The organism is Pseudomonas sp. NY15372 (assembly GCF_048068215.1).
GTDB lineage: Bacteria > Pseudomonadota > Gammaproteobacteria > Pseudomonadales > Pseudomonadaceae > Aquipseudomonas > Aquipseudomonas guariconensis_A.
This window is the reverse complement of record NZ_JBLUPY010000006.1, coordinates 1-19,618: the sequence shown is the minus strand read 5'-3', so window position 1 is coordinate 19,618 and position 19,618 is coordinate 1. Positions and strand designations below refer to the sequence as shown.

Genomic DNA, 19,618 nt, shown 5'->3' with positions numbered 1-19,618 from the left:
AGGGGCGCGCCGGCTGAATCAGAGCTTGTTGAACAGGCTCAGTTGGGAGATGCGCGCAAAGGCCAGCTGCGAGGCCTCGAGCATTGCCTGCTGCAAGGTCAGGGTGATGGTGGCCGAGGCCATGTCGGTGTCGCCGATGGCGCTCTGGGTGCTCTTGTTGGCCAGGTCCAGGCTGGTATTCTCCTGCAGCTGGATTTCCAGCGAGTTGCCCCGCGCACCGATGGAGCCGCGGGTGATGTCGATACGCTCGCGGGCACTGGCCAGGTTGGAGATCGCCGAGTCGGTGGCCGACTTGAGCGCGGCTTGCGCCTGGGGGCTGTCCACCGGCTGCTCCAGGGCGCTGCGTAGCTGGCCCAGGGTATCGAGCACGTTCTGAGTGCGATGGGTGTTGGCGGTGACCGAGAACTGGTCGCCCTCGCCGGGCGGGCCGTCGAGCTGGAAGGTGACACCCGCCACAGTCAGGCTGTTGCTCGCATCCAGAGTACCCGTGGCCACCGGCTTGCTGTCGGCCGAATACGGTTGCGCATACAGGGCGAACTCAGTGTCGCTGGTGAACTTGATCACCGCGCCGTCACTGGGGAAGGTGCTGCGGTACTTGCCGCCATCGGTGATGGTGGTACCGGTGACCTGCACCGTCGAGGGGTTACCGGCGCTGCGGGTGGCGGTCAGCGTGTCGGGCTTGGCCTCGACGATGAAGCTGTGGTTGGCGATCGCAGTGTCCGGGTCGTCGCCTTCCTGCAGATTGATGTCGATCTCGAACTCGACACCACGCAAGGAAATGATATCGCCCCCTTCGGCGTTACGGTCGAACTTGCCGTTGGTCGGGGTTTCGCTGGTGACGTCGTTGCCCATAGCGTCGGTGACGCTGTATTCGGTGGCGCTCTTGAAGGTAATGGTGTACGGCTGCCCTGCTCCGAACTTGTCGTTGTAGGTGTTCACCGAACCCAGCAACCCCTGGGACAGACCGACACGGCCGTCGTCGGGCAGCGGCGCGGCCAGGTTCGACTGGGTGCGGCTGTTGTTGATGGCCTGGTCGAAGATGCTATAGCCGCTGTCGTTTGTGGCCAGGTGCAAGGTATCGGACACCTGCAGGCTGAGCTGGGTCTGGTCGCCGCGGTAACTGTAGGTGCCGTCGCTGTTGCGCACATAGGGTGGCGAGGACGTCTTGGAGCCGCCGAACATGTAGTCGCCATTGGCGTCGCGGGAGTTGAGCAGGCCGAAGATGTTCGCCTCGATCTCCTTGATCTCCTTGCTGATCGAGGTGCGGTCGGCGTCGCTCAGGCCGCCGTTACCCGCCTGGATCGCCAGTTCGCTGGCACGTTGCAGGGCGTCGTTGATGGTCGAGAGCACGCTCTCTTCCTGCAACAGCGCATTGTTCACCGTGGTCATGTTGGCGCTGTACTGGCCCAACAGCGCGCTCTGCTGCTGCAGCAGCAACAAGCGGGCAGCCCCCACCGGGTCATCGCCGGCGGTCTGGATGCGCGACTTGGAGGTGATCTGCTCCATGGTCTTGGCCGTACTGGAGAAGTTCCTCGAGTAGGTGTTGGCGTTGGTCTCATAGAACTGAGCAGTTGAAATACGCACGGTCAGCTACTCCTTCAGAGGGCGTTGATCAAGGTGGAGAAGGTTTCTTGCGCGGTCTTGATGATCTGCGACGACGCGGTGTAGTAGTGCTGGAATTTCACCAGGCTGGCGGCCTCGTCGTCGAGGTTGACCCCGGACACGGCGCTGCGGCTTTCGCGGGCAGACTTGAGCACGGCTTCGGTCGCCGTGCTGTCGATGCCGGCCTGACTGGCCTTGGCCCCTACCCGCTCGACCAGCGAGGCGTAGGCAGACGTGAAACTGATGCCACCACCGGAGCCAGTGCCTACGGTCGATTTGGTTTGCAAGCCGAGCAACGCATTGGCGTTGCGGTTATCGGACTTGCCCTCGGCGTTGAACGACAGGGTGAAGCTGTCATTAGCCGTCGGATTGCCGCCAATGGTCGTGTTCACGGTGAACGAACGCGGCTGGCCGTCACTGCCGATAATCGGGTTACCTGCACTGTCGAGCATGGGCACGGCGATGGCCAGTTCGTTGTCCTGCCCCGGGACGATGCTGCCCGTGCCGATCTGGGTGCCCTTGGCGTCGAACACCGCGTACCCCTGCGACCCATCGCTGGCAGCCTGGAACACCACGCGCACCGGCATCGAATCGCGGATGGACTTCTGGATCAGCGCGGTGTCGGCACCGCCGTAGATATCCAGGTTGTCGCCCAGCACCGGTTGGGTGATGGTGCCGGTACCGCCATTGCCGCTACCAGCCGTGGCGCTGATCGGGCCGGCGAAGGCCAGCTTGTTGGCATCGGTCAGGACGGTACTGATCGAGCCGGCCGCAGCCCGAGTAGGGATGACCTTGAAGCTGTCGCCAGCGGCCAGATTGCCGCCGTTGAGCTTGAGGCTGAAGCCGTCGATCACCGGCGCCGGGTCTGCATTGAGGTCGAAGCTGCCCATGTCGGTGCCGTCCGAGCGGCGCACGCTGTACTGGGTGCCGCTGGTGAACTTCACTTCGTAGTCGTAGGTGGTCAGCGCGCCGCTGTCGGCGATGGTCACATCGAGGTTGCCAGAGCCTGCGCTGTTATTGGAAGACGCCAGGCTGCGCTGGGCGATGGCCGTGGCGCTGTTGATGCTGGAGAACAGGCCGCCGCCGAACTGCCCGTTGATGTCCAGGCCCTGGCCCAGCTGGCTGTTGATGCTGTCAGCGACAACCAAAGCCACGCGCCCCAGCTCGTTCATCGAAGGCGTCAGCACATCGCTGCGATAGCGCAGCAAGCCACCGATCTGCCCCCCACTGACCACCGAGGTAACATCGGAGCTAAAGTTTTCGTAGTTGACCTGCAGACCGTACTGGCTTTTGTCCGCCACGCCCGGGGTGACCGACAGCGTGTTGGCACGGTAGCCGGTGACCAGCGACTGGCCGGTGCCCAGGTACACGTCGTAGTTACCGTCACGCTCCTGCACGGTGACGCCCACCAGCTCGTTCAACTGGCGCACAGCTTCGCTACGGGCATCGAGCAGGCTGTTGGGTGTGTTGCCGGAGGCGGACAGCTCGGTGATTTGCTTGTTGTATTCGGCGATGCTGGCAGTCAACTTGTTGACCTGGCCGGCCAAGGTGTCGAGCTGCGAGTTGATCACTTCGTTCTGCTGACTCAATTGGCTAGAGACCGAATTGAAGCGGTTGCTCAGGGTCTGCGCCTGGGTCAGCAACAATTGCCGGGACGCTACATCGCTAGGCTTGGCCGCAGCGGTCTGCAGGGCCGAGAAGAAGGCGGTGAGCACCGAACTGATACCGGTATCGCGGTCAGCCAGCAGCTTGTCCACGGCCGTGATCTGGTCCTGGTAGGCGACCGCGTCGGCCTGCAACGAGGTCGCGGTCTGCAACTGGTTGTCCAGGTAGGCACTGTAGATGCGACGAACGTCGGAAATGGTCGTGCCGGTACCCAGGAAGCCTGCGCCGATGTTCTGCACCGGCCCTGCATGCTGGATTGCCTGCTGGCGCGAATAACCGGCGGTGCCGGCATTGGCGATGTTGTTACTGGTAACCGACAACGCCGCCTGGCTGGCATTCAGGCCGCTCAGGCCGATCGAAATCAGGTTCGACATGCTTCAATCCTTATAAATTCGTGGTTCTGCCAGCCATGGCGTATTGCGGGGTTGGCTGCATCTGCCGAGCAATGCTGATGATCTTCTGCGCGTAGCCGGGGTCGGTCGCGTAGCCGGCCTTCTGCAGCTCTCTGGCGAACTGCTCCGGGTTATCGGCCGCCTTCACCGCATCTTGATAGCGCGCGTTGTTCTGCAACAGGCTGACCAGGTCGTGGAAACTGTCCTGGTAGGAGTCGTAGGAGCGGAACGCCGCGGTCTCCTTGACGAACTGCCCGCCACGAAATTCGCTGGTGATCGCCCGCGCATGCCCACCCTGCCAGTTGCCCGTGGCCTTGATGCCGAACAGGTTATGGCTGCTGGTGCCATCGGCATTGCGCATGACCGACTTGCCCCAGCCCGTTTCCAGGGCGGCCTGGGCCACCAGGTAGCGGGGGTCGATGCCGATGCGCTTGGCCGCCTGCTCGGCCATCGGCAGCATGGTGGCGACGAATTCGTCGCTGTCGCCGAAGGCCTTCTTCGGCGCCAGCGGTGGCTGGGCAACGGCACGGCCGAGAATGCGCAGGCCGTTATCCGGCACGGCGAAGGCGCGCGCGACCTGCTGCCCTTCGCGGGCTGGCACTGCGGCGGTGTTGCTGGTGGCCGCCGACGGCACGATGCCGGCCAGCAGGCGGTCGGTAAGCTTGCCCGGCAACGCCAGGCGGCGGGCATTGAGCGCCGCGACGTCATTGCGGGTCGCCGTCGATTCGCTGGTGTGCACCGGCTCGGCCACCTTGTTACCCCACAACGCAGGGGCGTGCCCCTCGATGCGTGGGAACGGGCTGGTATTGACGGATGGGCCCTTGTTCTTCGACAGCTGGCGCACCAGCACATCCTGCAAACCGATGCCGCCGCCCTCGCGCGACATGCTCACAGCCAACTGCTGGTCGTACATGTCGCGGTACTGCTTGACCGTCTCGGAGTTCATCGGGTTGTCGTCGGCCAGCACGTCGCTGGCCTTGCGCGAGGCTTTGAGCATCTCGCTGATGAACAGCGACTCGAACTCCTGGGCCACCTTGCGCACATTGGCGTCGCTGTCGCGATCACCGTGCTTGAGCGAGCTCAGGCGATTGAGGTCGGTATAGGCGCCGCTGTCGGCGTGTCCGGAGACCAGGCTCTTGGGAGTCATGGGCAGGCGTCCTCAGATCACGATCAGGTCGGCCTGCAAGGCGCCGGCCTGCTTCAGGGCTTCGAGGATCGCCATCAGGTCGCTGGGCGCCGCGCCGACCTGGTTCACCGCACGGACGATCTCGTCCAGGGTGGTACCCGGGCCGAACTTGAACATCGGCTTGGCTTCCTGCTGGGCGTTGACCCGTGAACGCGGCACCACGGCGGTCTGGCCGTTGGAGAATGGCCCAGGCTGACTGACGATCGGGTCTTCGGTGATGGTCACGGTGAGGCTGCCGTGGGTCACCGCCGCTGGCGAGACCTTGACGTTCTGGCCGATGACGATGGTGCCGGTACGCGAGTTGATGATGACCTTGGCCACGGCCTGGCCCGGGTCGATCTCCAGGTTCTCGAGGATCGACAGGTAATCCACCCGCTGGCTCGGGTCCATGGGCGCAGTGACGCGCACCGAGCCGCCATCGACAGCCTGGGCGACACCCGGGCCGAGTAGTTCGTTGATCTTGTCGACGATGTGCTTGGCGGTGGTGAAATCCGGGCGGTTGAGGTTCAGCGTCAAGCTGTTGCCCTGGTTGAAGCCGCTCGGCACGGCGCGCTCGACGGTGGCGCCGCCCGGGATACGGCCGGCCGACGGCACGTTGACGGTGATCTTGGAGCCATCCCGCCCTTCGGCGTCGAAGCCGCCCACCACCAGGTTGCCCTGGGCCACGGCATAGACGTTGCCATCGATACCCTTGAGCGGGGTCATCAGCAGGCTACCGCCGCGAAGGCTCTTGGAGTTGCCGATCGAGGAGACGGTGATATCCACCACCTGGCCAGGCTTGGCGAAGGCCGGCAGGTCGGCGTGCACCGACACTGCAGCCACGTTCTTGAGCTGCACGTTACCCGACCCTGGCGGCACCTTGATGCCGAACTGCGAGAGCATGTTGTTGAAGGTCTGCAGGGTGAACGGGGTCTGGGTGGTCTGGTCACCCGTGCCGTTCAGGCCTACCACCAGGCCGTAGCCGATCAACTGGTTGGTACGCACGCCGGAAATGCTGGCGATGTCCTTCAGGCGCTCGGCCTGGGCGCCGAAGGCACAGGTCATGAGCAGGGTCGCGGCGATCAGCTGCCTTACGTTGAACATGGTCATTCGACTCAGAAGGGCCAGAGCGGGCTGATGAAGAAGCGGTCCAGCCAGCCGGGCTGGCTGGCATCGGCAAAGGAGCCGGTGCCCGAGTAGGTGATGCGCGCATCGGCCACGCGGGTGGACGGCACGGTGTTGTCGGTGGCGATATCGTCGGCACGGATCAGGCCGGCAATGCGCACCAGCTCCTCGCCGGTGTTCAAGGTCAGCCATTTCTCGCCGCGCACGGCGATAATGCCGTTGGGCAGCACCTCGGCCACGGTGACGGTAATCGAACCGGTCAGGGTGTTGCCCTGGGTCGCCTTGCTGTCGCCCTTGGTGGCGCGCTCGCCGCTATAGCCGGCCTCCAGCGACAGGTCACCACCGCCGAACGGATTGTTGGTGTTCGGGGTGGTGCCGAACAGCGAGGTCAGGCCGATGTTGGCGTTGCTGTTCTTCTGGATCTGCGAACCTGCGTTCTTGCTCGCCGAGGTGCGCTCGTTGAGGGTGATGGTGATGATATCGCCCACCCGGAACGCTTTGCGGTCGGTGTACAGGTTCTGCTCGAAACCGGCCTGGTAGATCGAACCGTTGTTGGCCGCCGCAGGCAACGGGGTGCGCGGCAACACCGGCGCGTAGTACGGGTCGTTGGGCTTTGGCGTCGGCGCGACGCAACCGGCCAACAACACCGCGCCCCCGAGGGCGAAGACGGACAACAGACGATTCATGACGCTTACCTCACGGTGTAACGGGCTTGGGGCTTACAGCTGCTGGGTGACGAACGAGAGCATCTGGTCGGCAGTGGAGATGACCTTGGAGTTCATCTCGTAGGCGCGTTGGGTGGTGATCATGTTCACCAGCTCTTCCACGGTGCTGACGTTGGAGTTTTCCAGGGTCTGCTGCAGGGTGGTGCCGAAGCCGTTCAGGCCCGGGGTACCGATCTGCGGCGCACCGCTGGCGGCGGTTTCCAGGAACAGGTTGTTGCCGATGGCCTGCAGGCCGGTCGGGTTGATGAAATCGGCGGTCTGGATGTTGCCGATGATCTGTGCGGCCGGGTTGCCGGCAGTGGTGATCGACACGGTGCCGTCCTGGCCGACGGTGAAGGTCTGGGCATCCGGCGGCACGACGATCGCAGGCTCCAGGGCAAAACCGTTGGCGGTGACGATCTGGCCGTCGGAGTTCAGGTGGAAGGTACCGTCACGGGTATAGGAGACGGTGCCGTCCGGCTGCAGTACCTGGAAGAAGCCGCGACCGTTGACGGCCATGTCCAGCGGGTTCTCGGTGGTCTGCAGGCTGCCTGCGGTGAAGTTCTTCTGGGTGCCGACGATGCGCACACCGGTACCGACCTGCAGGCCCGAAGGCAGCTCGCTGTCCTGGGTCGACTGGGCGCCGGGCTGGCGCTTGATCTGGTACAGAAGGTCCTGGAACTCGGCGCGGTCACGCTTGAAGCCGGTGGTCGAGACGTTGGCCAGGTTGTTGGAGATGACGGTCAGGTTGGTGTCCTGAGCGGACAGGCCGGTCTTAGCGACCCAAAGAGCCGGAAGCATTTAGTGTTCTCCTCGTGCGCCTGTTTTACGGCACCCGTTCAAAAGTGATTAGCCGATTTGCAAAACACGAGCCATGGCTTCATCGCCTTCCTTGGCCGCGTTCATCATCTTGACGTGCAACTCGAATTGGCGGGACAGGGCCAGTACCGAGGTCATTTCCTCGACGGCATTGACGTTGCTCGACTCCAGGAAGCCCGACACCACCTTGACGTTGACGTCGGCATCGGCCGGCTGCCCGCTGGTGGTGTGGATCATGCCGTCCAGGCCCTTGGTCAGGCCCTTGGTGTCCGGGTTGACCAGCTTGATGCGATCGACCTCGGCCATCACTCGCGGGTCTTCGCCCATGGCACGAATACTGATGGTGCCGTCTTCGCCGATCTCCACCTTCTGCTCCGGCGGAATCGCGATCGGGCCGCCATTGCCGATCACCGGCATGCCATTGCCGGCGCGCAATACGCCGAGGGCGTCAATGTTCAGGCTGCCCGTGCGCACGTAGGCTTCGCTGCCGTCAGGTGCCTGCACGGCGATGAAGCCGTCACCACTGACCGCCACGTCCAGCTCGCGCCCGGTTTCCACCAAGGCACCGGCGGTAAAGTCTGTAGCCGGGCGTTCGGTCATGGCAAAGGCACGCGCCGGAAAGCTGTCACCGAATACCGGCATCGAGCGCGCCTGCTCCAGGTCACGCTGGAAACCGTTGGTGGAAACGTTCGCCAGGTTGTTGGCATGGGCCCGCTGGGCCAGCGCGTTCTGGCTGGCACCGGTCATGGCCACGTAAAGCATCTTGTCCACAGTCTCTCCTTCTGCGCGCACCCTTGCCGCGCGCTTGCTTAGTAGGAATAAGCAAATATCGAACCAACGTTGCCAAGCCAGTGATTACGGGGGCTGTAGCGCCTGGCTCGACCTTGACCGTCAGTTTGTCGGCGAATCTTTGCCGACAGCGGCAAGGCACTGCTCAGTAGTCACGGCAACCGGCATTGTTGTATGGGCCGGCGTGACGCACCCAGCCTTCGCCCGGGTTATTGGCCGAGCACATGAAGCGACCGGTGGCCAGACTTTGCCATTGGTAGAAAGGCGCGGGGGCAGCGAACAGCGGCAGGGACAGGCACAAACCAAGCAGGAGTAGTTTTTTCATGGGCAAGGGCGCCTCGATAGCGAGCCCCCGGCGGCCAATCGCGGGACAAGCCCGCCCCCACAGAACATGGGAGCGGGCCCCGCTATCGGGCCACAAGAGAGACCCGCCCAATCATCAGGTCATCTGGATGATGGTCTGCATGATGGTGCTTTCAGTGGAGATGGTCTTGGCATTGGCCTGGTAGTTGCTCTGGGCCTTGATCAGGTTGACCAACTCGCCAGTGAGGTCGACGTTGGAGTCTTCCAGCGCACCGCCCGCGATCTGGCCCAGGGTACCGGTGCCAGGCTCGCCGATGACCGGCACGCCCGAGGCGTAGGACTCCTTCCAGGCGGTGCCACCCACTGGCGTGAGGCCCTGCAGGTTGGCGAAGTTGGCCACCACCACCTGACCGATCACTTTGTCTTGGCCATTGGTGAAGTTGGCGAACAGGTTGCCGCTCGGGTCCACGGTCAGGCCGGTGAGCTCACCGGTGGCATAGCCATCCTGGCTCTTGGCGGTGGTCGCGGAGGCTGCGTTGTACTGGGTGGTCGCCAGCATGTCCAGGGTCACGCCGCCCGTGCGCGCGGTAGCACCGTTGCCGACCCAGTCACCCGCCGCGTTCTTTTCCGCCGGCACCCAGCCATTGAGGGTGAAGGTCTTGTCATCGCCAATGTCCAGGCCACCGGGCACGGCACCCGAGGCCATGGCAGCGGTGTCCAGAGTTCCGTCGGACTTGAACGGCAGTTTGTTGACCAGCGGCGTATCAAGGCTTGGATCAGTCGGATTACGACCGTCGATGGTGGTGTACATGGTCCACGAGTTGGTGCCCGCGTCCTTGATGAAATACTGGTTCAGCTGGTGCGCATTGCCCTGGCTGTCGAATACGTCGGTGTTGAAGGTGTAGTTGTAGCTGTTGACATTGGTTGGATCGAACGGCGTCACGCTCGGCGTCGAGGCGCTGGAATTGAGGTTGACGGTTTCGGAAATACGACCGGTCGGGTTCGGCGAGAGGTTCGAGGTGTCGATCTGCAGGTTGGTCAACACACCCTGAACGATCTTACCGTCGGCATCGACCGCATAGCCCTGCAGGTTGGCGCCCGAGGCGTTGACGATGTAGCCGTCCTTGTCGCTGTAGAAAGCGCCAGCACGGGTGTAGATCTTCGAGCCATTGTCGCTCAGGGCGAAGAAGCCGTTGCCGTCGATGGCAAGGTCCAGGGCCTGGCCAGTGCCGTTGATATTGCCCGGGGTGAACATCTGCGATACCGCAGCGGTCTTCACACCGCTACCGACCGTGGTCTTGCCGGCGCTGGTGCCACGGATGGACGCCGAGTACTGGTCGGCGAATTCGGCACGGGAGGACTTGAAGCCCGTGGTGGCCACGTTGGCGATGTTGTTGCCGGTAACGTTCAGAGCCTTGTTCGCCGCGTAGAGCCCGCTCAGGCCAATATTGAAAGACATTTACTTGCTCCTTCTGCCGATTGCGCGGCGTTAGATTCCGATGGTAGTTACTTTGGAGATGCCGACCTTGCCGATGCCAGCAAGGTTGAGCATCATCTCGCCGCCGTTCTGGAAGCTGACACTGTTCACCGTCGCCGGCAGCAGCGTGGCGAGCGTCACGCTCTTGCCATCAACCGTGGTGCTGGCGGCGAAGGTGTAGTTGCCCGGGTCGACTTTCTCGCCCTTGTCGTTGGTGCCATCCCAGATGAAGTCGGCGGTACCGGCTTTCTGCGCACCCAGCTCGATGGTCTTGACCACGTTGCCGTCCTTGTCCTTGATGGTGACCTTGCCTTCGGTGATGTTCTGCGGCAGCACCACCTGGCCGGTGAAGCTCTTGGTGGTGTCGACCACCGCCTTATCGTTCTGCACGATCACCGAACGGCCGACCAGGGACGACGCTTGCAGCGCCTGGGAAGAGCCCATGCCGCTGAGGATGCCGTTGACCGACTGGTTCAACGTCTGGATACCTTCGAGGCTACTGAACTGCGCCAGCTGGGCGACGAATTCGCCGTTCTCCTGAGGGTCCAGCGGGTTCTGGTTCTTCATCTGAGTGACCAGCAGCTGCAGGAACGCATCCTTGCCCAGCGCACTGCCGGCAGTGCCGGTACTGCTGTCGGTCTTGGTGTCTTTCTTCTGCAGCGAAGTCAGGTAGGCGCTGCCGACATCAGTGGTGGAATTGGTCGTGGTCATGTCGATGTCCTATCACTGACCCAGGGTCAGGACCTTCTGCATCATGGTCTTGGCGGTGTTCATCAGCTCGGCGTTGGTCTGAAACGCGCGACTGGCGGAAATCATGTCGGCCATCTCCTCCACCACATTGACGTTCGGGTAGTAGACATAGCCGTCCTTGTTCGCCGCCGGGTGGTTGGGCTCATAGCGCGCCTCGAGGTTGCTCTGGTCCTCGACGATACCCATCACCTGCACGCCCTGCCCCGCCTCGCCCTGGTCCTGGAACAGCGACTGTCCGGCGCCGTCCTGGGCCTGCTGGAAGGTGGTGGCGAACACCGGATGGCGTGCGCGGTAGGTCTGGTCGATGCTCGAGGAAACGGTCTCGGCGTTGGCGATGTTCGAGGCGACGGTATTGAGGCGGGTGTTCTGCGCACTCATGCCGCTACCGGCAATGTTGAAGACACTGGCAAGGGACATGGTCACTCTCCGCGCAGGGCCGAAATCAGCCCTTTGAATTTACTGTTGAGCAGGGTGAAGCTGGCCTGGAAGCCGATAGCGTTTTCCGCGTAGTTCGATTGCTCCATCTGCGCGTCGACGGTGTTCTGGTCGATCGACGGCTGCATCGGCGTGCGGTACTTGAGGGTGTCGTCGCCCATGGCCAGGCCCTGGGCTTCAATGTGCCGGGTATTGGTACGGTCCAGGGCGATGCGGCCGTTCTGCTGTTTTTCGGCCTCGGCGGCGAGCACCGACGAGAAGTCCATGTCACGCGCCTTGTAGTTGGGCGTGTCGGCGTTGGCGATGTTGTTGGCCAGCACCTCGGCGCGCTGGGCGCGGAAGCTCAATGCCTGCTCATGGATGCCGAGCGCCTTGTCGAAGCTGATGCTCATGTCGGGGAAACCTTCGAAGGTTGACCGGAAGAATCGTGAGCAGGCTAGAGCAAGGTTTGTGCCAAGCGGCAGAGGCCCAGTAAAACCGGGGGTTGGGGCGTGGGCGGCAAAGCCGGATGCCAGAAAAGCGGCAATGGATTACCGCTTGGCGTCAGCAAAGCGGCAATGACCAATAACGAACGGGGGCCGCCTTGCGGCCCTTTCGCGGCACAAGGCCGCTCCTACAGGGTCACGCAAACCTTGCCAATGGCGAGTGCTCTGGAGCGGGCTTGTCCCGCGATGGGCTGCATAGCAGCCCCCATGAAATGGCCCAAACGGCTTAACTGACCGGTATTAGGCTTGCCCTTTCGTTCATTTGGCCTGGTAGATGATCCCCGGGCTGCACTGGACCATCTGGTAGTGGTCCGGCAACCCGTTGAGCGCCTCGGACGCGCCGAGGAACAGGTAGCCACCGGGCTTGAGGGTGCTGTGGATGCGCAGCAGGATGTCTTTCTTGACCTGGGCCGAGAAGTAGATCAGCACGTTGCGGCAGAACACGATGTCGAACTTGCCCAGCGCCGCATAGCTGTCGAGCAGGTTGAAGGAGCGGAACTCCACCCGACTGCGGATCGGTGCCTTGACCGCCCAGCGGCCCGGCCCCTTGGTATCGAAGTAGCGTTGCAGACGCTCCTGGGACAGGCCGCGGCCGATGGCCAGGCTGTCATATTCGCCGGTCTTGCAGTTGGTCAGCATCGACCCGGACAAGTCGGTGGCGACGATCTGCGCGCCCATCTTCAATTGCCCCAGGTTGCTGCGCTCGAACTCGTCGATGGCCATGGAGATCGAGTACGGCTCCTGCCCCGAAGAGCAGGCCGCCGACCAGATACGCAGGCGCTGGCCCGGGTTGTTCTTGATGAACTCCGGGATGACCTTGTTCTTGAGCACCTCGAAGGGGTAGGTATCGCGGAACCACAGGGTCTCGTTGGTCGTCATGGCGTCGACCACCTGCTCGCGCAAACCGCCCCGTGGCTGGCTCTGGATACGCTGCACCAATTCGCCCAGCGACTTGATGCCCTGCTGCTCCATCAGCTTGTTGAGACGGCTGGAGACCAGGTATTGCTTATTCTCGCCCAGCAAGATGCCACAGGCTTTCTCCAGGAAGACCCGGAACTGTTCGAAATCCAAATTACCCGTAGACAATGCTGCCGCCTCTTTCCAATCACTGGTGCCGGGGGCAGGCCCCCGGCGGTTTCAATGCGTCGCCTTGATCCGGTCGACCACCCGCTGGGCCAGGTCGTCCGGCTTGAACTTGGCCAGGAAGTCGTCGGCGCCGACCTTCTTGACCATCGCCTGGTTGAAGACGCCGGACAGCGAAGTATGCAGCACGATGTGCAACTTTTGCATGCGTGGATCGCTGCGAATCTCCGCGGTCAGGGTATAGCCGTCCATCTCCGGCATTTCAATGTCGGAGATCATCATCAGGAACTCCTCGTCCGGGCGCTTGCCCTCTTCCACCAGCTTGTGCAGGTAGTCCAGGGCCTGGCGGCCGTCGTTGAGCGCCACCACCTCGACCCCCACGGCCTGCAGGCAACGGCTGACCTGCTTGCGCGCCACAGACGAATCGTCGACCGTAAGCACCCGCAGCATCACCGCTTTATCCTGCACCTCGGCATCGATCACCCCGGCCGAAATCACCTCGGAGGCCGGCGATACCTCGGCCAGCACCTTTTCTACGTCGACGATCTCCACCATGCGGTTGTCCACACGAGTGACCGCCGTCAGGTAATGGTCGCGGCCGGTACCCTTGGGTGGCGGGTGGATCTCTTCCCAGTTCATGTTGACGATGCGTTCGACCGAATGCACCAGAAAGCCCTGGGTCTTGGTGTTGTACTCGGTGATGATCACGAAGCTGTTGCGTGTTTCTTCCCGCAGGCCGGGCAACCCGGTCGCCATCGACAGGTCGAGAATGGGAATGGTCGCCCCGCGGATGTTAGCCACACCACGCACCACCGGGTGGGACTTGGGCATCACGGTCAGCTCCGGGCACTGCAGCACTTCCCGCACCTTGAACACGTTGATGCCATAGAGCTGTTCGCCATTGAGGCGAAACAGCAACAGCTCCAGGCGATTCTGCCCCACCAGTTGCGTACGCTGGTTGACCGAATCCATGACTCCAGCCATGCCAGACTCCTCTAGTTTTCGCCTATGCACCGAATCGGCACGGGCTTTGCTTTTTTGAGCGCCATGTATATGAAAACGACATTTTTCCGACGTCTGACGCGCCTGCTGGGCGGCTCGCTGGCCGTGATCTGCCTGCTGGCCCCCGGCAACCGGGCGCTGGCCGATGCGGTTACCTTGCCTGAACAGCTTATCGGCGTCACCCAAGGGTTTCTTGAATTCACCGTGGAAGACTACCTGGCCACCAGCCAGACGCCGGGCCGCTACGAGATCCAGGTCAACCCCCTTGACCCGCGCCTGCGCATGCCGGCATGCAGCCAGCAGTTGGACGCTTCGCTGGAAAGCCCGGCGCAACCACTGGGCCGGGTCACGGTGCGGGTGCGCTGCGCCGGCAGCGCGCCGTGGACGGTGTTCGTCCCGGCCCAGGTGCGCCTGTTCCGCGATGTGGTGGTGATGGCCCGCCCGCTCAAACGCGAAAGCGTCATCGGCGAAGGCGACGTGAGCCTGCGCGAACGGGACGTGGGCACGCTCAACCAGGGCTTTCTTACCGACCTGGACCAGGCCCTGGGCATGAAGCTGCTGCGCCCTACGGTACTGGACCAGGTGCTCACGCCACAGCACCTGGAACAGGCCGAGGTGGTGCGCAAGGGCGACCACGTGGTGATCATCGCCCGCAGCGGCAGCCTGAGCGTGCGCATGCCGGGCGAAGCCTTGAGCAAGGGCAGCCTGTCGGAGCAGATACGCGTGCGCAACCTCAACTCCAAGCGAGTGGTCAAGGCGCGGGTGACCGGGCCGGGCCAGGTCGAGGTGGCCATGTAATATTGTCATTGCCTGGCAAGGCCCATCCCTGCAGGAGTGGGCTGGCCCCGCGATTGGCCCTGCCAGGAAAACGCCATGAAGGCTGGCGACAAGGAACCGCTTTTCCTAAACTGTGTCAGAAAACGGGTTATGTGAACTTGCGCACAGGCGCCGACAAATTCGCGCCTAAAGTTTTTTTCGGGTTGGCCGAAAACAAGGCAAGCGTCCAAATTCCCAGAGGTTTCTGAATCATGGTCATCGACTTCAGTCGTTTGAATAATGCGCCGTCCGTGACGGGTGGCGTTCGCGGCAATACCGCAACCGGCAACGCCGAAAAGGCCGGCGAAACCGGCCAGGCGAGCAAGCCCAGCGCCAGCGGAGAAACCGTACATCTCAGCCAGGAGGCCCAGCAGTTGCAGAAGATCAGCGACCAGCTGCGCGATCAACCTGAAGTCAACAGCGCCCGTGTGGCCCAGTTGAAGCAGGCCATCGCAGAGGGTAGCTACAAGGTCGATGCCGAGCGGGTCGCCAGCAAACTGCTTGATTTCGAAGCCCAGCGCTAACCCTTCGGGGCGCTGACTTCAAGGGACGCAACGAGCCAAGAGCCAGCCATGCACGACACCACCCTGCTGCAACTGATCGAAGACGACATCGCGCCTACCCAGGAGCTGCTCGAGCTGCTCGAGAAGGAAACCGTCGCCCTGCATGGCCGCGACATGCTGCTGCTGGAACAGATCCTGGCACGCAAGCAGTCGTTGATCGTCTTGCTCGAACAGCAAGGTATGCGTCGTAATCACCTGCTCACCGAGCTCGGCTTCACTGCTGATCGCGCGGGCGTGCAGGCGCTGGCCGCACAATCGAGCATTGGCGAGGTCCTGCTGCAACGACTGGACGCGCTCTCCCAACTGATGGATGCCTGCCAGGCCGCCAACGCGACCAATGGCCGGATCATCCAGGTGCAGCAGCTCGCCACCGCCAACCAAATCCGCATCCTCAATGGCGGCGATTCTCCCTCGCTCTACGACAGCCGTGGCGCCACTTCGCCCATGGCCAAGGCACGGGCTATCAGCCAAGTGTGATTACCGCTATCAAGGCACGAAGCATACTGGCAAAATGCCGTTACTTGCGTGTGTCGTTTTTGCCTGGAGAATGAGAACCCGTGTTCAATGAGACCGATGCCCCGCAACCGCCAAAGGTGCTGACCACACCGTTGGAGATCGCGGCCAACCTGCGCCAGCTGCAAGATAGCCATGATCCCTTGATCATCACCTTCCATGAGCGCAGCCAGCGGTTCCAGAGCTACGTGGTACACGTGGACCGTGACAGCAATACCCTGGCGTTGGACGAGATGATTCCGCGAGACGGGGAAAAATTCATCGAGAACGGCGAACCGTTCCGTATCGAAGGTTTCCATGATGGGGTGCGCATCGCCTGGGAATGCAACAGCGCGCCGACCATCACCGAGATCAACGGCCACCGCTGCTACCGCAGCGCCCTGCCCAGCGAAGTGACCTACCACCAGCGGCGCAACGCCTTCCGCGCCGCGCTCAAGCTGTCGCAGTTGGTCGATATCGTGCTCGACGGCGAAAAGCTCAAGGGCAAGGGCGCCCTGCGCGGCAAGCTGCTGGATATCTCCGCCACCGGTTGCAAGCTGCGCTTTGAGGGTAACGTCGAAGATCGCCTGCAATTGGGCCAAGTCTACGAGCGCTTTGCCGCCGCAGCCCCGCTGGGTATGCCGCAAGCGATGGTGGAACTGCGCCACCTGCACTTCGAGGAGCGCGCCAATACCACCTTTGCCGGGGTACGCTTCCACAACCTCAACGGCCAACTGCAGCGCAAGATCGAAAGCTTCGTGTACCAGTTGCAGCGTGAAGCACGGCGGTTCGACAAGGACGATTATTGATCCTTGCAGGGGCAAGAAAAACGCCACCCAATCGGGTGGCGTTTTCGTTTTTGCGGCGGCTCTGCCACCTAGATCGACTTATCGACCTCAGCCTGCGGCTCGGCCTCCTCGGCCTTGGTCTTCTGCTCCTCGGCCTCGGTATCCTCCGCCGCCACCGGCGCCTGCATCACCTCCTGCACGGTCGCCTCATCCACCCGCGGGTCGAGCGCCGCCGACAATGGCGAACCGGCCGCCGGCATGGCCACGTGGCCCAGAGGCGCGTCCTGCACCTGATGCAACCCGGTGACCGCCTTCGGTCGGATACGCCATACCAGCACCAAGGCGAAGAACAGGAAGAAGGCATACAGCATCTGCGGCCCGAGGGCTTTCATCAGCACCCCCGCCGCCAACGGCCCGATACAGGCGCCCACGCCATAGGTCACCAGCAGCATGGCGGTCAGCGACACCCGCCGCTCGCTTTCCACATGGTCATTGGAAAAGGCCACCGCCAGCGGATACAGGCAGAACTGCAAAAGCGAAATCAAAAAGCCGATGGCGAACAACAACTCGAGCGGCACACTGGGCAATATCGCCAGCGGCAGCGAAGCCAGGGCCAGGCCGATGGCTGCACTGCGAATCAGCACTGCGCGATCATAGCGGTCGGACAACCAGCCCAGCGGCCATTGCACCACCAGGCCAGCGAAAATGCAGCTACCCATGAACAGGCCGACCTGCTCGGTGGTCAGCCCCTGGTTGGCCGCATACAGCGGCGCCAGCCCGTAGAACGAGCCGACGATCAGGCCAGAACCCAGCACCGTGGACAACGACTGCGGGACACGCTTGATGAAGAACTTGGGCTCCATCGGTGCCGGCCGCAGCGGCGCCGGGTGGATACGCCGGGTCATCGCCACCGGCACCAGGCACAGGGCGAAGCACATGGCGACCAGCATCAGCAGCTCGGGGCCAAGCTCAGGGTGCACCACCAGGATCAGCTGGCCGAGCACCAGGCCCAGATAGGAGGCGATCATATAGCCGCTGAATACCGCTCCGCGGTGCTTCACATCGGCCTGCTCGTTGAGCCAGCTCTCAATGACCATGTACTGGCACATCATCCCCAGGCCGACGATCATCCGCAGCCCTACCCAGACCGGCAACCAACTGGTCATGCCATGCCCGAGCACGGCTGCGCAGACGATGCCGGCGCACGTGGCATAGGCCCGTATGTGCCCGACTCGGCCGATCAGCCGGTGGCCGATCTTGCCGCCCACCGCCAGGCCGAAGTAGTTGGCGGCCATCAAGGCACCGACCCAGAGGCTGTCCACATGGTCGGCGGCTAGGCGCAGGGCCAGGTAGGTACTGAGCAGGCCCGAGCCGATCAGCATCATCAAGGCAGCGAAATACAGCGACTGAAACGGCTTCCAGATGTTGCGCATACGTCCCGTCGAACTCCTTGGGTCAGATGGCGTTGGCTTGCAGGCAAGCATAAAAGCAAATTTGCCGCGGCGCAGGCCCCTGACGGCGAAATAGCGCAGCAGGGGCGCGTCCAGTGCCGGTCGTGTCGCGATCAGGCCTGTGCTGCCAGCACCCGCCGCTCCCAGGGCGTGATTTCGTCGAGGAAATCGGTCAGCTCCAGGGTCTTGGTGGCAATGTAGCCTTCGATGAACTCGCTGCCGAACAGTTCCCGCGCCAATGCACTGCGCTTGAGCCGCTGCAACGCGCCGTGCAGCGTACACGGCAGGCTCAGGTGCTCCGGCACGTCGAATTCCCCCTGGATCGCAGGCGTCGGCAGCAGGCCCTGCTCGATGCCGTGCAGGCCGGCAGCCAGGCTCGCGGCGATGGCCAGGTACGGGTTGGCATCGGCACCAGGCAAGCGGTTCTCCACCCGCCGTGCCACGGGGGAACTGGCCGGGATGCGCAGGCCGGCGGCACGGTTGTCTTCGGACCAGCAGGCATTGTTGGGCGAGGCGTACGGGTGGCACAGGCGCTGGTAGGAATTGACGTTGGGCGCGAACAACGCGGTGAAGTCGGCCATGCACGCTTGCAGGCCGCCGATGAACTGGTGGAAGGTCGCCGTCGGCTGTCCCGCTTCGTCGCTGAACACGTTGCGACCAGTGCCGATCTCCACCAGGCTCTGGTGGATGTGCATGGAGCTACCCGGGGTCCGCGCCAACGGCTTGGCCATGCACACCACCGTCAGGCCGTGCCGGAGCGCCACTTCCTTGAGCAGGTGCTTGAACAGGAAGGTCTGGTCGGCCAGTAGCAGCGGGTCGCCATGCAAAAGGTTGATCTCGAACTGGCTGACGCCCATCTCGTGCATGAAGGTGTCACGGGGCAGGCCAAGGGCGGCCATGCACTGGTAGACCTCGTTGAAGAAGGGACGCAAACCATTGTTGGAACTGACGCTGAAAGCCGAGTGGCCGAGTTCGCGGCGCCCGTCCTTGCCCACCGGCGGCAGGAACGCCTGGCCTGGGTCGGCATTGGGCGCGAAGACGAAGAATTCGAGTTCCGTGGCCACCACCGGCGCCAGGCCGAGGGCAGCATAGCGGGCAATTACGGCCTTGAGCTGGCCGCGGGTGGAAAGCCCGGACGGCACGCCGTCGAGTTCGACCGCATCGCAGATGGCCAAGGCCCGGGGCTCGTCGCTCCAAGGCAGGCGGTGAACCTGGGCGGGGTCGGCCACCAAGGCCAGGTCGCCATCGTCGCTGCCATAGAAGCGCGCCGGCGGGTAGCCGCCCATGATGCATTGCAGCAATACGCCCCGCGCCATCTGCAGGCGGCGCCCTTCAAGAAAGCCTTCGGCGGTCATCACCTTGCCGCGGGGCACGCCGTTGAGGTCGGGGGTGACACATTCGATCTCGTCGATGCCGGTCAAGCGCTCGGCGAATGAGCGCGGGGCTTCGGTCTTCATGACGCTGTCCTTGTTGTTGTGTGCTCGTCGGGCACAACATAGGCGCTGAGTGTTGAAAATATCAAGCAGCTCAAGGTTTCGATGTAGAAATTTATTAACACTCGAGGCGAACGCTGTATCAACCCAATCGCCGGCAAGCCGGCTCTCACAGAGGGTCAGCACTGGCCGTTTGTTCTGTGCTCGACAGCGCAGCCCAAAGGGCTGGGTGACCTCCCGCAACAAGCGTACACAGGGCCTGTGGGAGCGGGCTTGCCC

Annotated in this window: 20 protein-coding genes; 4 read left to right on the top strand and 16 right to left on the bottom strand. The window is 63.0% G+C overall.

Features of this window, described 5'->3' with window-relative positions; genetic code table 11:
* Positions 1-18: 18 nt before the first annotated feature.
* The 14 genes from ACNFG0_RS06695 to ACNFG0_RS06630 all read right to left on the bottom strand — a co-directional run bounded on the left by ACNFG0_RS06695 (position 19) and on the right by ACNFG0_RS06630 (position 13,778).
* Complete coding sequence (locus ACNFG0_RS06695) at positions 19-1,584, bottom strand: flagellar hook-associated protein 3 (protein WP_416764333.1); 1,566 nt, start codon at positions 1,582-1,584, stop codon at positions 19-21.
* Between the two features lie 14 nt (positions 1,585-1,598).
* Entirely contained in the window at positions 1,599-3,641 is a 2,043-nt protein-coding gene (gene flgK, locus ACNFG0_RS06690; RefSeq protein ID WP_196156514.1) for a flagellar hook-associated protein FlgK, read from the bottom strand.
* 10 nt (positions 3,642-3,651) lie between these two features.
* A complete protein-coding gene (gene flgJ, locus ACNFG0_RS06685) occupies positions 3,652-4,806 on the bottom strand; it encodes a flagellar assembly peptidoglycan hydrolase FlgJ (protein ID WP_196156515.1) in 1,155 nt (384 codons plus the stop codon).
* Between the two features lie 12 nt (positions 4,807-4,818).
* Positions 4,819-5,928, bottom strand: a complete 1,110-nt coding sequence (locus tag ACNFG0_RS06680) for a flagellar basal body P-ring protein FlgI (protein WP_416764332.1) — start codon at positions 5,926-5,928, stop codon at positions 4,819-4,821.
* Between the two features lie 11 nt (positions 5,929-5,939).
* Entirely contained in the window at positions 5,940-6,635 is a 696-nt protein-coding gene (gene flgH, locus ACNFG0_RS06675) for a flagellar basal body L-ring protein FlgH (protein WP_196144946.1), read from the bottom strand.
* Positions 6,636-6,668: 33 nt separating this feature from the next.
* Entirely contained in the window at positions 6,669-7,454 is a 786-nt protein-coding gene (gene flgG, locus ACNFG0_RS06670) for a flagellar basal-body rod protein FlgG (protein ID WP_196156517.1), read from the bottom strand.
* A 48-nt stretch (positions 7,455-7,502) separates the two neighbouring features.
* Positions 7,503-8,243 (bottom strand): flagellar basal-body rod protein FlgF, encoded by a 741-nt coding sequence (gene flgF, locus ACNFG0_RS06665; protein WP_084858250.1) that lies wholly within the window; start codon positions 8,241-8,243, stop codon positions 7,503-7,505.
* A 163-nt stretch (positions 8,244-8,406) separates the two neighbouring features.
* Positions 8,407-8,586, bottom strand: coding sequence for a hypothetical protein (locus ACNFG0_RS06660; RefSeq protein WP_416764331.1), 180 nt, complete (start codon positions 8,584-8,586; stop codon positions 8,407-8,409).
* Positions 8,587-8,700: 114 nt separating this feature from the next.
* Positions 8,701-10,023: a flagellar hook protein FlgE gene (gene flgE / locus ACNFG0_RS06655; protein ID WP_416764330.1), complete on the bottom strand. Its 1,323-nt coding sequence runs from the start codon at positions 10,021-10,023 to the stop codon at positions 8,701-8,703.
* 30 nt (positions 10,024-10,053) lie between these two features.
* Positions 10,054-10,752 carry a flagellar hook assembly protein FlgD gene (gene flgD, locus ACNFG0_RS06650; RefSeq protein WP_196156520.1) on the bottom strand — a complete coding sequence of 233 codons (699 nt, stop codon included), beginning with the start codon at positions 10,750-10,752 and terminating at the stop codon, positions 10,054-10,056.
* A gap of 12 nt (positions 10,753-10,764) precedes the next feature.
* A complete protein-coding gene (gene flgC, locus ACNFG0_RS06645; protein ID WP_084858254.1) occupies positions 10,765-11,208 on the bottom strand; it encodes a flagellar basal body rod protein FlgC in 444 nt (147 codons plus the stop codon).
* 2 nt (positions 11,209-11,210) lie between these two features.
* Positions 11,211-11,618: a flagellar basal body rod protein FlgB gene (gene flgB, locus ACNFG0_RS06640; protein ID WP_196144951.1), complete on the bottom strand. Its 408-nt coding sequence runs from the start codon at positions 11,616-11,618 to the stop codon at positions 11,211-11,213.
* 351 nt (positions 11,619-11,969) lie between these two features.
* Entirely contained in the window at positions 11,970-12,797 is an 828-nt protein-coding gene (gene cheR, locus ACNFG0_RS06635) for a protein-glutamate O-methyltransferase CheR (protein ID WP_084858256.1), read from the bottom strand.
* Positions 12,798-12,848: 51 nt separating this feature from the next.
* Positions 12,849-13,778: a chemotaxis protein CheV gene (locus tag ACNFG0_RS06630; protein WP_196144952.1), complete on the bottom strand. Its 930-nt coding sequence runs from the start codon at positions 13,776-13,778 to the stop codon at positions 12,849-12,851.
* Between the two features lie 63 nt (positions 13,779-13,841).
* On the opposite strand from ACNFG0_RS06630, the gene flgA reads away from it, so the two are divergent.
* From flgA to ACNFG0_RS06610, 4 genes are all read left to right on the top strand, one after another.
* Positions 13,842-14,594 carry a flagellar basal body P-ring formation chaperone FlgA gene (flgA, locus tag ACNFG0_RS06625; protein ID WP_416764329.1) on the top strand — a complete coding sequence of 251 codons (753 nt, stop codon included), beginning with the start codon at positions 13,842-13,844 and terminating at the stop codon, positions 14,592-14,594.
* A gap of 230 nt (positions 14,595-14,824) precedes the next feature.
* Positions 14,825-15,136: a flagellar biosynthesis anti-sigma factor FlgM gene (gene flgM, locus ACNFG0_RS06620; protein WP_196144954.1), complete on the top strand. Its 312-nt coding sequence runs from the start codon at positions 14,825-14,827 to the stop codon at positions 15,134-15,136.
* Between the two features lie 48 nt (positions 15,137-15,184).
* Positions 15,185-15,652, top strand: coding sequence for a flagella synthesis protein FlgN (locus ACNFG0_RS06615; RefSeq protein WP_196144955.1), 468 nt, complete (start codon positions 15,185-15,187; stop codon positions 15,650-15,652).
* 80 nt (positions 15,653-15,732) lie between these two features.
* Positions 15,733-16,476, top strand: coding sequence for a flagellar brake protein (locus ACNFG0_RS06610; protein ID WP_416764328.1), 744 nt, complete (start codon positions 15,733-15,735; stop codon positions 16,474-16,476).
* Positions 16,477-16,544: 68 nt separating this feature from the next.
* Here ACNFG0_RS06610 and ACNFG0_RS06605 read toward each other — a convergent pair whose 3' ends face one another.
* Positions 16,545-17,888, bottom strand: coding sequence for an MFS transporter (locus ACNFG0_RS06605; RefSeq protein WP_196144957.1), 1,344 nt, complete (start codon positions 17,886-17,888; stop codon positions 16,545-16,547).
* A gap of 131 nt (positions 17,889-18,019) precedes the next feature.
* Positions 18,020-19,261 carry a glutamine synthetase family protein gene (locus ACNFG0_RS06600; protein WP_416764383.1) on the bottom strand — a complete coding sequence of 414 codons (1,242 nt, stop codon included), beginning with the start codon at positions 19,259-19,261 and terminating at the stop codon, positions 18,020-18,022.
* Between the last annotated feature and the right edge of the window lie 357 nt (positions 19,262-19,618).